Source organism: Streptomyces albofaciens JCM 4342, from assembly GCF_008634025.1.
Taxonomy (GTDB): domain Bacteria; phylum Actinomycetota; class Actinomycetes; order Streptomycetales; family Streptomycetaceae; genus Streptomyces; species Streptomyces albofaciens.
Genome location: NZ_PDCM01000002.1, coordinates 250871 through 263044, shown reverse-complemented (window position 1 = coordinate 263044; position 12174 = coordinate 250871). Strand labels below are relative to the sequence as shown.

General features: G+C 71.8%; 13 protein-coding genes. 10 read left to right on the top strand and 3 right to left on the bottom strand.

Going from position 1 to position 12174, the window contains the following annotated elements; translation table 11 throughout:
* The first annotated feature begins 198 nt into the window (after positions 1-198).
* The 5 genes from CP973_RS22160 (at position 199) to CP973_RS22140 (ending at position 3528) form a co-directional block, all read left to right on the top strand.
* Positions 199-687: a DUF4175 domain-containing protein gene (locus tag CP973_RS22160; RefSeq protein WP_150244206.1), complete on the top strand. Its 489-nt coding sequence runs from the start codon at positions 199-201 to the stop codon at positions 685-687.
* Positions 684-1112, top strand: coding sequence for a transcriptional regulator (locus tag CP973_RS22155; protein WP_150244205.1), 429 nt, complete (start codon positions 684-686; stop codon positions 1110-1112). The genes CP973_RS22160 and CP973_RS22155 overlap by 4 nt, the downstream gene beginning before the upstream one ends.
* 38 nt (positions 1113-1150) lie before the next feature.
* Positions 1151-2014, top strand: coding sequence for an ABC transporter ATP-binding protein (locus CP973_RS22150; protein ID WP_150250052.1), 864 nt, complete (start codon positions 1151-1153; stop codon positions 2012-2014).
* Positions 2011-2883, top strand: a complete 873-nt coding sequence (locus tag CP973_RS22145) for an ABC transporter permease (protein ID WP_150244203.1) — start codon at positions 2011-2013, stop codon at positions 2881-2883. Before CP973_RS22150 ends, CP973_RS22145 begins: the two co-directional genes overlap by 4 nt.
* A gap of 195 nt (positions 2884-3078) precedes the next feature.
* Positions 3079-3528, top strand: coding sequence for a nitroreductase family deazaflavin-dependent oxidoreductase (locus CP973_RS22140; protein WP_150244201.1), 450 nt, complete (start codon positions 3079-3081; stop codon positions 3526-3528).
* 364 nt (positions 3529-3892) lie between these two features.
* On the opposite strand, the gene CP973_RS22135 is transcribed toward CP973_RS22140, so the two are convergent.
* Positions 3893-4162 carry a hypothetical protein gene (locus CP973_RS22135; protein ID WP_150244199.1) on the bottom strand — a complete coding sequence of 90 codons (270 nt, stop codon included), beginning with the start codon at positions 4160-4162 and terminating at the stop codon, positions 3893-3895.
* A 38-nt stretch (positions 4163-4200) separates the two neighbouring features.
* Between CP973_RS22135 and CP973_RS22130 the strand changes: the two genes are divergently transcribed.
* From CP973_RS22130 to CP973_RS22120, 3 genes are all read left to right on the top strand, one after another.
* On the top strand, positions 4201-4398 hold the full coding sequence (locus CP973_RS22130) for a hypothetical protein (protein WP_150244197.1): 198 nt from the start codon (positions 4201-4203) through the stop codon (positions 4396-4398).
* 41 nt (positions 4399-4439) lie between these two features.
* Positions 4440-5375 (top strand): hydroxymethylbilane synthase, encoded by a 936-nt coding sequence (gene hemC, locus CP973_RS22125; protein WP_150244195.1) that lies wholly within the window; start codon positions 4440-4442, stop codon positions 5373-5375.
* Positions 5376-5505: 130 nt separating this feature from the next.
* Positions 5506-6093: a hypothetical protein gene (locus CP973_RS22120; RefSeq protein WP_150244193.1), complete on the top strand. Its 588-nt coding sequence runs from the start codon at positions 5506-5508 to the stop codon at positions 6091-6093.
* A 176-nt stretch (positions 6094-6269) separates the two neighbouring features.
* On the opposite strand, the gene CP973_RS22115 is transcribed toward CP973_RS22120, so the two are convergent.
* Both CP973_RS22115 and CP973_RS22110 read right to left on the bottom strand, forming a co-directional pair.
* A complete protein-coding gene (locus CP973_RS22115) occupies positions 6270-7169 on the bottom strand; it encodes a CPBP family intramembrane glutamic endopeptidase (protein ID WP_244409936.1) in 900 nt (299 codons plus the stop codon).
* A 212-nt stretch (positions 7170-7381) separates the two neighbouring features.
* On the bottom strand, positions 7382-8344 hold the full coding sequence (locus CP973_RS22110; protein WP_150244191.1) for a D-alanyl-D-alanine carboxypeptidase family protein: 963 nt from the start codon (positions 8342-8344) through the stop codon (positions 7382-7384).
* Between the two features lie 365 nt (positions 8345-8709).
* Between CP973_RS22110 and CP973_RS22105 the strand changes: the two genes are divergently transcribed.
* Together CP973_RS22105 and CP973_RS22100 are read left to right on the top strand one after the other, a co-directional pair.
* Positions 8710-10371, top strand: coding sequence for a sigma-70 family RNA polymerase sigma factor (locus tag CP973_RS22105; protein ID WP_150244189.1), 1662 nt, complete (start codon positions 8710-8712; stop codon positions 10369-10371).
* Positions 10372-11058: 687 nt separating this feature from the next.
* Complete coding sequence (locus CP973_RS22100; protein ID WP_150244187.1) at positions 11059-12072, top strand: ParB/RepB/Spo0J family partition protein; 1014 nt, start codon at positions 11059-11061, stop codon at positions 12070-12072.
* Positions 12073-12174 lie beyond the last annotated feature (102 nt).

Here is a 12174-nt window from a genome sequence, read left to right as displayed (position 1 = left end):
CCGCCGCCGCATTTCCGTCCCGCGTCCGCGCTCCCGGCGCCCGCTCCAGCGCTGGTTTCCGCTCCCGCCCGGCGCGCCGACTTTCCACTTGCCCGACGGGAAAGTCTGCGCTAACTTTCCTGGTGGGAAAGTCGACGGCGCCGGGCGGCCACCGAGGACCCGGATTCGGCACGTCAACGTCTTGGGGAGGCGATGGGCATGAGCGCACCGGTCGACGCCGAACGCGCCTGGGCGGATCTGCAACGGATCCGGGTCCCGCAGGAGCGGGTCTACGACGAACTGGAGCGCTGCTCCGCGAGCGGGTGGCGTTCGTACCTGCCGATCGCGGCCGCCATGTGGGTCTTCGTGGCGGTCAGCGGACTCGACCTGCCCGGATGGGCCGTCTGGGCGGTGCTCGCGGCGTACATGGCCGCGCTGGGCGCCATAGGCGTACGGGCGGCCCGCAAGTCCCGCATGCGGCTGCACCGCTCGCGCTACACATGGCGCACGACCGTCGTGTTCTTCGCGAGCGCCATCGTGGGCGGGAGCAGCATCCTGGTCACGGGCTGGCTCGTCGAGTGGGCGGAGCTGGCGTACGGCAGCCTGGTGCAGGCCACCGTGTGCGCCGGTCTCTTCCTGCTCGTCACGGCGCCCGCCAACCGGTGGGCCTTCGCCCCCGTGCGCAGTTACGACGGGAGCGGCCGATGAGCACCCCTTCCGGATTCGACGAACTGATCCACCCGTCCACACGGCTCTCGGTGGTCGCGCTGCTCGCCGCCACGGAATGGGCCGACTTCCCCTTCATCCGGGACAGCCTCTCGCTCAGCGACTCGGCGCTCTCCAAACAGCTCCACACGCTGGAGGAGGCCGGGTACCTGGAAATCCAGAAGGAGGGCGGCGGGCGCAAGCGCCGCACCAAAGTGCGGCTCACCGACCGGGGGAGAACCGCGTTCGAGGGGCACGTGGCGGCCCTGCGCGCGATCGTCGAAGGCGCCGCCAAGGGCCCGCCACCGGGCAGCACACCGTCGTCCCGGTCCGACACGGCTTCGGCCCACGCGCGATCCGGACCGGCCGGGCGCCGCGGTGCCACGGGGACGGAAACGGCCCCGACCGGTAAGGAGGCCCGCCGGTGACCGCGACCGAACCCGTCGTACGGGTCCGCGACCTGCGGATGTCCTACGGCTCCAAAGACGTGCTCCAGGGCGTCGACCTGGACATCCACCGCGGCGAGATCTTCGCCTTGCTCGGCCCGAACGGCGCCGGGAAGACCACCACCGTCGAAATCCTCGAAGGCTTCCGCCGGCGCTCGTCCGGCGAGGTCCGCGTACTCGGCACGGACCCGCTGCGCGGCGACGACGCGTGGCGCGGACGGCTCGGCCTCGTCCTCCAATCCTGGCGCGACCACGCCAGATGGCGGGTCGGCGAACTCCTGGGCCACTTTGCCGAGTACTACCCCGACCCGCGCGATCCCGCCGCGCTGCTCGAACTGGTCGGCTTGACCGGCCAGACGGACCAGCAGGTGGGCCGGCTCTCCGGCGGCCAGCGCCGCCGCCTCGACGTCGCCCTCGGCATCGTCGGCCGTCCCGAGCTGCTCTTCCTCGACGAGCCCACCACCGGCTTCGACCCGGAGGCGCGCCACGACTTCCACGTCCTCGTCGGGAAGCTGGCCCGCGACGAAGGCGTCACGGTCCTGCTCACCACCCATGACCTCATCGAGGCCGAGCGCCTCGCCGACCGTATCGCCGTCCTGGTCGACGGCCGCATACGGGTCTGCGGCAGCCCGGCCGAACTGGCCCGCCGGGCAGCGGCGCGTGCGGAGGTGCGCTGGACGGCCGAGGACGGGACGCCGCGACGGGAACGTACCGACGACCCTTCCCGGCTGGTGTGGGAACTCCACCGCGCAGCCGGGGGACCGATAGCCGACCTGGAGGTGCGCCGCCCGACGCTGGAGGACACCTACCTGCACATGGTGAACGCCGAGAGCCGGCACGCACACCCGGCGCACGCCCGGAACCGAGAGGACGAAGCCGCATGAGGGGGACGGGACCGCAGCGATATCTGCGGGCGGGGGTCCGGCGCGGAGGCATCGAACTGCGCCAGCTCCTGCGCACGAGAAAGGAGCTGAGCGGACATCTCGTCAACATCGTCGTGGCGATCGTGCTCGCCGTGACGATCAGCGACTCCGTACCCGGCACGGAGCTGCCCATGGGCCACCTCATGATGGCCGGATTCGCCGCCTACCTGCTCTTCCAGCTCGGTGTGCTGAACATCCCGCAGATGCTCGTCACCGAGCGCGAAGAGGGCGCGCTGCTGCGGCTCCGCGCCACGCCGGGCGGCATACCGGCCTATCTGGTGGCGAAGGCGCTGCTGATCCTCGGCCTGGCCGTCGGCACCCTCGTGCTGCTGCTCACGGCCGGCGCGCTGCTGGCCGACGGCCCGCTGCCGGCCACCCCCGCCCAGTGGCTCACCCTGCTCTGGGTCACCGGCCTGGGACTGCTCGCGGTCGTACCGCTCGGCGCGGCCATAGGCGCCGTCCTGCCCAACCCCCGCGAAGCGCTCGCCCTGATCATGCTGCCCGCCATGGCGCTGCTCGTGACCTCCGGGACGATGTTCCCCATCACCCGCATGCCCCACATCGTGCAGCAGATCGCCTCCCTGTTCCCGCTCAAATGGATGGCGCAGGGCCTGCGATCAGCGCTCCTTCCCGACAGCGCACTGGCCGCCGAGCCGGCGGGTTCCTGGGAACTCCCCATGGTCGCCCTGGTGCTGGCCATATGGGCCATCGCCGGTTTCCTCCTGGCCGTGCCCCTCCTTCGCAGAACGACCCGCCGGGAGTCCGGTTCCCGTCTGGCAGGCCGTCAGCACAAGGCGGCCATGGCAGGAGCGGGCGCGCCGGGCCGGTAGAACGGGTGCCGCGCCCGGCTCCGCGGCACCGCTCGCCCCCTCTTCACGTCCGTCACCAGCCACGACACCCGCCGGGATGATTGCGTACGCCCCTCGTGTTGAGAAAAGGTCAGGTCGGTCGCGGACGGCCGCTGAGCCGTGACCGGGACCGTACGACACCAGACACCACGGACGAACGACGATGGGACGGATGCCATGCCACTTGAGGGCGAGTACGAGCCGAGCCCGGAGAAGTGGGTACGCGACCAGGTCGAGCTGTACGAGAGCAGCGGCGGCACCAAGGGGACGACGATGCGCGGCCTGCCCGTCATCGTCCTGACGACCCGGGGCGCCAAGTCGGGGAAGATCCGCAAGACTCCGCTGATGCGGGTGGAACACGAGGGCACCTACGCCGCGGTCGCCTCCCTGGGCGGCGCCCCCAAGCACCCCGTCTGGTACCACAACGTCGTGGCGGACCCCCGTGTGGAGCTTCAGGACGGCCCGGTTCGCATGGACCTGGTGGCCCGTGAGGTGACGGGCGAGGAGAAGGCCCTGTGGTGGGGCCGCGCGGTCGAGGCGTTCCCCGACTACGCCGACTACCAGAAGAAGACCGACCGCGAGATCCCCGTCTTCGTCCTGGAGGCCCCGGAGACGAGCCACAACTGACACCGGTCGTCGGCTTCGGCACCAGGTTCCGGCAGTTCAGCAGGGCGGCCCAGCAGGGCGGCCCACCGGAGCCACCGGAACGGCCCCCCGCCCACGTGCTGCCGGGCAGGGGGCCGTTCGGTGTCTGCGTTCCGTCATTCGCCACGGAGCGCCGGAGCCGTGGCACAGGCTTCGTGCGGGGCAGCGACCGCCGTCGCGATGCCTCGACGACAGGCATCGGCGTGCGTGCGAGAAGGGGAGGGGTGACGGGCGGCTGCTGCCAGGGGACCGTCGGCGGACGCCCGGACGGCACGGACGCGCCCCCGCGCCGTAGCACGGACGCGGGGCGCAGCCGTCGGGCGGGCCGACGCGAGCGGGGCCGGGCTCAGTGCCAGACGGCCTTGAAGTAGCGGCCGTAGTCGAACTGGCCGGCGGCCTTGCTGTGGGCGTACTCGGCGCCGGTGGCGGTGACACCCGTGGGGCCGCCGACGTTGTAGTGGCGGTACCCGCCGAGCGTGTTCTGCGATGCGTAGGCGCCGGAGCCGTACGCGCCGCCCGCGGCACCGCCGCCGTGCGGGTCGGCGGCAGCGGGCCCGGCGGCCAGGAAACCGGCCGCCGTGACACCGGCGAGGGTGATCGCGACGTTACGAAGCATGTGACTCTCCTGAAGATGATGTAGGTGGACCTGACGAGATGACCTTGACCCAGCCCCCGCCGGTCCGCACGCCGGGACGGGCGAACGGGGTGACGCCGCCCTCCACCGCCCGCTTCGAGGTGCCGCCGTGGGGCCTCACCACCGGACGCCACCGGCGCGCGTACGGCTGTCGGCTCCCAGGTAAGCGGCCGCGCCGCGGCCACCACGGCTCGGACGGCTCGCCCGCGTCCAAGTGACCGTGTCCTGACCGCTGCCCCCACGCCCTATGGTGTACGCCATGTCCGCCCCTGAACTGATCCGCATCGTCTCGCGTTCCTCGCCCATGGCACTCGCTCAGGTGGAGCGCGTACGGGTCGAACTCGCCGCCCGCTACCCGACGATGCGCACCGAGGTGGTGCCCGTCACCACCTCCGGTGACCGCTGGATGGGTGATCTGTCCGAGCTGGGCGGCAAGGGGGCCTTCACCAAGGAGGTGGACGCCGCGCTGCTGGCCGGGGAGGCGGACCTCGCGGTGCACTGCGTCAAGGATGTGCCGGCCGACCGGCCGCTGCCCGCCGGCACGACCTTCGCCGCGTTCCTCAAGCGCGACGACATCCGCGACGCGCTCGTCCACCCCGGCGGTCTCCCCCTCGACCGGCTGCCCGCCGGTACGCGCATCGGCACGTCCTCCGTACGCCGGGTCGCGCAGCTCGCCGCCTCCCACCCGCACCTCACCTGTGTACCGATGCGCGGCAACGCCAACCGCCGCCTGGAGAAACTCCACGCCGGGGACGCCGACGCCCTGCTGCTCGCGGTGTCCGGGCTGGAGCGCATCGGCCGGCGCGAGGTCATCACCGAGATCCTGCCGGCCGAGACGCTGTGCCCGCCCATCGGCGCCGGGATTCTGGCCCTGCAGTGCCGTGCGGACGACACCGCCACCATTGACGCGGTCAGCGCGCTCGGCGACCGGAACGCCTTCCGGGAGGCGACGGCGGAGCGGATGTTCCTCCATGTCCTCCAGGGGCACTGCAACTCGCCGATCGCCGGATACGCGAAGACCGAGCGCAACGGCGAACTGTCGCTGCGGGCCTGCGTCTTCACCCCGGACGGCAAGACGGTGCTCAACGCCCACGAGTGGGCCGGGCCGCTCGACCCGGCGACCCTGGGCACGTCCGTCGCGGTCGCGCTGCTGCGCCAGGGGGCGCGCGACCTGATCGACTCCATCGCGCACTGACGTAAGGATTGACGTACCGGTGGCAGTCCGGCCCGTAACTCCAATGGGTCTGCTTTTGCCGGATCGGGTCATGTATGGGACCGGTCGAACCTACGGTGCCGTTGTACGCACACGGCAGGGGAGGATCGCAATGACCCAGTCCATCGACCTGGAAGAACTGGCCTTTGTGGCGGCCGTCATGGAACGGGCGCACCGGCTGCTCGTCGCCGAGGAGAAAAAGCTGCCGCCCCGGACGGCCGACGGGGACGAAGGCCCCGGCAGCCCCAATCAGACACTTCTCGGTGCCGGAGAGCTGACGCGCGGTGCGGATGACGCGGTGCGGCGGATCGCCCTGGCGATCGGATACGCCTGCGCCGGTCTGCACGCGCACGCGCTGCGGGCGACGAAACGCGCGCACGTCTCCCCGCGCAGTGTGCCCGGCGGCACCGACCGTATGGCCAGGCCTCTCACTTCCGGCACCGTCGAGGCGCTGAAACTGGTGCGCCAGGTCTCCGATTTCTTCGAAGAGGGACTGCGGGAAAACATCGACAAGGCGCTCGCGGCCCGCACGGCGACGTGGCCGCCCGCCGACTGGGAGAATTACGGCGAGGAGCGCGCGAAAACCGCCGCCACGGCAGTCTCCGGTACGCGTGCGGCTGCCGTTTCCGTTGCGGCCGTCCCTCCTCCCGCCGTTTCCGGCTGCTCCGCGGTGTCCGGTTCGCCCGCGACCGATCAGTGACGGTGCTCGCCGTTCCGGCCCCCGTCGGCTGACGGGTCCGTGCTCCGGCGACAGCCGCGCCGGTGCACTGCCGCGCGGCCCGCGCCCGCTCGGTCCGGACTCAGGGACGCCGGTGTACTTCCTTGCGGGGTACGCGAGCGTCTCGCCGCTCGTGCCTCTGTATGGTGCCCCGCCCCCTACGCATACGCCGACGGCCGCAGCCGCCCCGTCAGCGCGAGGAAGGCGACGAACGCGCCGGTGGCTATCCAGCCGGGCCAGCCGGTCATTCCCATGTGCAACGGGTCCACCGGGGCGTTCGGCGCGGCGAACTCCTTGACCATGCTCACGCTCGCCGTGCTGACGAAGGCGTGGCCGACGACCGCCGGCACCACCGACCCGGAGCGCAGGCGCAGCCACGTGAAGACCGGCAGGATGAGGACGCAGCTGACGACTATCGCGAACACCGACACATACCAGTGGCGGCCGGGGTACTGCCCGCCCATCAGGAGCGTGGGCAGGTGCCACAGCGCGAAGGCGGCACCGGTGCCCACATACGCCCACGTCAGACGTGCGCCCTTCCCGCGTCCGGCGAGACGGGGGAAGAGATAGCCCTGCCAGCCCAGTTCCTCGCCGAAGAACAGCGGCAGCGACACCAGCATCTTGAGCAGCAGGGCGATCACCCAGGCTCCGAGCCCGCTCCAGGGGACGTGGAAGGGGTAGTGCCCTGTCGTGGCCCCGATGACGAGCGCGGCGACGGTCAGGAGGGCGGGGACCACGAGGGCGAGGAGGCACGAGCGCGCGACGTGGGCCCAGGGCCGTGACGGCCGCAGGGCGAGGACGTCCCGTATCCGGCCGGCGGGCTCCACGTACTTGACCACGAGGAGCGCGGCGAGGGCCGGCGCGAACATCGCGGCCGAGACGCAGACCTGCTCCAGCGTTCCCATGCCCGACCGGGCGCTCTCCCGCTGGAACCCGGTGGCCAGGAGCGGCGTCATGGCCACCCACATGCCCAGGTAGGCCACACCGAGGAAGACCAGCAGTCCGCGGCGGCGCGGTGACAGGGGCGGCGGGGACAGGGTTCGCAGGGAATGGGTCATGGCTATGACGCTAGAGACCCGCGGTGGCCCGGGGAATGCGGTATTCCACCGTTTCGGACTGAAGACTTCTGCACCCCGGTTCGGCACTCAGCAGCCGTAACCTCCCGGCCGGCGGCAGGAGGAGGGGCCGGGCGCCGCCGACCCGCGGCAACGACGAGGGCCTGTCCGTGGCCGGATGCCACGGGCAGGCCCTTGCCGTGCGCTATGTCGCGCTACTTCGCGAAGCCGTAGTCCAGCAGCTTCTTCGCGTCGGCGGTGCGGTTGGCCACCGAGGTGGAGGCCAGGACCGTACCGATGACGGTCTTGCCGTTGCGGGTGGCGGCGAAGACCAGGCAGTACTTGGCCTCCGGACCCGAACCGGTCTTGACGCCGATGGTGCCGGTGTAACTGCCCAGCAGGTTGTTGGTGTTGTTCCACGACATGTAGCGGTAGCCGCCGTTCTTCGTGGTGACCTTCTGCTTGGTCGACCGGGTCCCCACGACGGTGCGGAACGTGGCGTTCTTCATCGCGTGGGAGGCCAGCTTCGTCAGGTCGCGCGGCGTCGAGTAGTTCGCGCCGTTGCCGATGCCGTCGAACGAGTCGAAGTGGGTGTTGTTCAGGCCGAGGTTCTTGGCCGCGGTGTTCATCTGGCCGATGAACGACTGCACCCGCGCCGCCCGCGTGGACCCGCTGCCGAACTTGTCGGCGAGCGCGTACGCCGCGTCACAGCCGGACGGGAGCATCAGCGCGTACAGCAGCTGGCGGACGGTGACCTTGTCCCCGACGATCAGGCCGGCCGACGAGGCGGTCTTGGCGACGATGTAGTCGCTGTACGCCTTGTCGACCGTGACCTGGGCGTCCAGGTTGAGGTTCCGCTGCGACAGCACCACCTGTGCGGTCATGATCTTGGTCGTGGACCCCATGGAACGGCGGGAGTCCGCCGCCTTGGTGAACGCGGCCGTGCCGGTGCCGTTGTTCATCACGAACCCGCCCGCCGCGGTGATCGTGGGTGCCTGCGGCGTTCCGGCCTTCGCCGCGGCCTGCTGGGCGGCCTTGACCGCCGCGGCCCTCAAGGTGGCGGCCCCGGGAGTCTCGGCCTGTGCCGGAGCGGCGAACACTCCGGCCGCCAGGACGGCTCCCGCGGCGGTCACGGCCGTCGCGGACAGGCGGCGCACGCCCTTAATGCCAGTTTTCAAGGCAAATTCTCCAAATGTACCAGTAGTGCGGCCACATGAGGAAGTGGCTCGCTCATGAGACGCGGGAGGCTTGCCGAAGGATGTGTGCCGCGCGGGAAATTCTCGCCGGTGCCGAGCTGATGCACCGCCGGTGAAAGGACCGGCCCGGCCGCCGGCTTCGCCACTACGCCCCTGGTCACAGGCTTGGTGCGGGCAATGCGCACCGCCTCGGGCGGCCCGTGCGGCAGCGCCCGCCACCCCCGCCGTATCGCTGCTCCGTACGATTTCCGCGGACGCCTGCTCGATTTCTGTTATCCGCCCGGTCGTCGCAGCATCTCCTGAGTGTGGGACGCAAGAGGCCCTAGTCGAAAGAGAGTGGACACAGCGTGAGCAGCGAACTCGACCCTGCGGTGATTGCCGCCGCGCAGGCGGGGGACGGGCAGGCCAGGGACCGGATCGTCACCGAGTCCATGCCCCTGGTGTACAACATCGTGGGACGCGCGCTGCACGGCCACGCGGACGTGGACGACGTGGCGCAGGAGACGATGCTCCGGGCCCTCGCCGGCCTCGGCGAACTGCGCGACCCGGGCAGTTTCCGGTCCTGGCTGGTGGCCATCACGATGAACCAGATACGCGCGCACTGGCGCCAGGACCAGACCGCGCCCGTGGACGGCGGCCTGGACGTCGCGTACGACGTGGCCGACCCCCGCGCCGACTTCGTCGGGCTGACCATCGTCCGCCTGGGCCTGTCCGGGCAGCGCCGCGAAGTCGCCGAAGCCACCCGCTGGCTCGACGAGGCCGACCGGGCGCTGCTGTCCCTGTGGTGGCTGGAGGCGGCCGGGGAACTGACCCGCGCCGAGGTCGCCACCGCCATGGAGCTGACGCCCCAGCACACGGCCGTACGCGTCCAGCGCATGAAGTCCCAACTCGAAGCCTCCCGCGTGGTGGTGCGCGCGCTGTCCGCGAACCCGCGGTGCGTGCTGCTGGAGACCGTCGTCGAGCAGTGGGACGGCGTGCCCTCCGCGCTGTGGCGCAAGCGCATCGCGCGGCACGCCCGCGAGTGCACGGTCTGTTCCGCCTTCTCCTCCGGACTGGTTCCCGCGGACAAGCTGCTCGTCGGTCTGGCGCTGGTACCGCTGGCCGCCACGCTCGCGCCGGACACCCTGGAGTCCCCGGTCCTCGCGGGCGCCACCACCCAGCAGCCCGCCATGTCCACGGCGGCGGGCGGGACGACGGCTCCCTCGGTGGGCGGTTCCACCGCGGCCGGCGGACGCGCCCAGCTCCGTGACGCACTGCGCGAGAGCCGCCGCGTCCGCCGCCGGCGCGCCGTCACCGCGGCCGCCGTGGCCGCCGCCGCCCTCGCCACCGTGGGCGGCGCCCTCCCCCTGATCCTCTCCGGCCCGGACAAGGACCCCGGCCCCTCCCGCGCCGCCACGGAGCCCGAGTCGGTGCCGCTGGCCGGGCAGCCGCCGCAAACCCCCGTCGCGAGCCCGTCGCCCTCCGGGAAGAGCAACAGCCCGACGCCCACTCCGTCCGCCTCGGCCTCCCCCTCCAAGGAGCCGCACACCCCCCGGAAGAAGCGGACCCCATCCGAATCGGCGACCCCGGCTCCGCACCCGTCCTCCGCGGCGCCCGCCCCGGCCGCCGGTTCCGCGAGCGGCCAGTCGCCTTTCGCGCAGCAGGTCACCGCTCTGGTCAACACCGAACGTGCCAAGCAGGGCTGTGCGCCCGTACAGGGCAACGGCCGGCTCGACACCGCGGCCCGGCGCCATTCGCAGGACATGGACGCGCGCCATTACTTCGACCACACCAGTCCGGACGGCACGGACCCGGGGGACCGGATCAAGGCGGCCGGATATCAGTGGAGCACCTACGGCGAGAACATCGCCCGGGGACAGCGGTCCGCCGCCGAGGTGATGAACAGCTGGATGAACAGCCCGGGCCACCGGGCGAACATCCTCAACTGCTCCTTCAAGGAAATCGGCATAGGCACCCACGAGGGGCCCGGCGGACCGACGTGGACGCAGGTGTTCGGCGCTCGCGGCTAACGGGGGAGAGGACGGCCGTTGCGCGGTGCGGAACTGCCGTACCGCGCAACGGTCCGCCGCGTGGCACCGCTTCCGTGACCGGTCCACGCGGCCGCCGGCTTCCCGCGCGCTCCGACGCTTTTCCCGGAGAATTCCCCCCGAACAAACCCGGTCGGAATTGTCCGGATCCCAGCCCCGTCCCCGGGCTGAGCAGGCCGGACAAGTCCTGGACAAGTCCTGGACAACCGCCCTCTTCCCGGGCCCGGCCCACCGCTTCAGCATCGGCAGCACGACGGCGACTTCGAGCCAGATGCGCACGGTACGGAAACCGCACCCGTGCCGGCCGGAGTCGCCGGGCACCCACGGCCGGCCGGCGACGACCGGCCGTGGCGGCGCGGCGGCGGCCATCGGCTTGGGGACGGGCCGCCGTTTTCCGGCCCCGTCGCGCCGAGCGGTGCCGAAGCGGGGGACGTACGTGACGGACGCGCCGTACCGCGCGATTCCTCATTTCCGCTGCCCGGTCATCCGCAGACGCAAGGTGAAACACCGTCCACCGCCGTCGGCCCCGCCCGGAAACAGGAGAGCCGAAAGCGGCCCGTAAGCCGTCCGGTATTCCAGCACAAGGGCAGCGACAAAGGCAGCGACGAGGACAGGAACAAGGGCAGCGAAAAGGGCAGCCAATGGCGGACGCGAGCCTAGGAGGACACATTGGAACCCGGGCAGTCGCAGGTCGACCTGAACACGGTCGTCGAGGTCGAGATCAGTGCCCTGTCGGTGAGCGATTCGCCGAGGACCGCGGGGGAGAGCGGGGAGCACGTCGAAATGCTGGCCGTGGCCGACGGGCCGCTGCCCCCCATCCTCGTCCACCGGGACACGCTGCGGGTCATCGACGGCATGCACCGGCTGCGCGCGGCCCGGCGGCGCGGCCAGGAGACCATCGAGGTCCGCTTCTTCGACGGTGATGAAGCGGACGCCTTCGTCCTCGCCGTCGAGTCCAACATCGCCCATGGGCTGCCGCTGACCAAGGCGGACCGCAAGCGCGCGGCCGAGCGCATCATCGTCTCGCATCCCACCTGGTCCAACCGGATGATCGCCGCGACCGTCGGCCTGGCCCCGGCCACGGTGGCCAAGGTCCGCCGGCAGCTGCCGGCCGGCGCGGAGCCGGAGCGCGGACGCGTCGGCCAGGACGGCCGGTTCCGGCCGCTCGACGGCGCCGCGGGCCGCAAGCTCGCCGGTGACCTCATCACCGAGAACCCTGACCTCTCGCTCCGTCAGATCGCCCGGGCGACGGGCATTTCCCCGGAAACCGCGCGCGATGTACGCAACCGGATCCGCCGGGGCGAGGAACCCCTGCTGACAGGGCGGCGCAGTGGCCCGCGCGGCCAGCGCGACGGACAGCGCAGGCCCGGACGGCCCGCCGGCAGGCGCCGGGGGACCGCCGCCGCGGTGACGCCCGGACGGATGCCCGTGGCGGACCGGAACGAGACCGTGCAGCGGCTCAAGGGCGACCCGGCACTGCGGTACAGCGACACCGGCCGCACGCTGCTGCGGCTGCTCGGCATCCACGCGGTCAGCCCGCAGGAGTGGGAGCGGATCACGGCGGACGTACCGGCGGACCGCCGGCGCACCATCGCCGAGCTGGCCCGCGCCTGCTCGGACAACTGGTCCGAACTGGCCCAGCGCGCGGCGGAACGCCAGGCCGGCGAATCCGTCTGGGCGTGATCGCCGCCCGGGCAGGGGGCGTCCTGCTGAGCCGGAGGACCGGCCGGCGTTCCCCGCCACGGACGTCGCCCGCCTCCGCCCCGTAAGCCATACCCTCGCGAA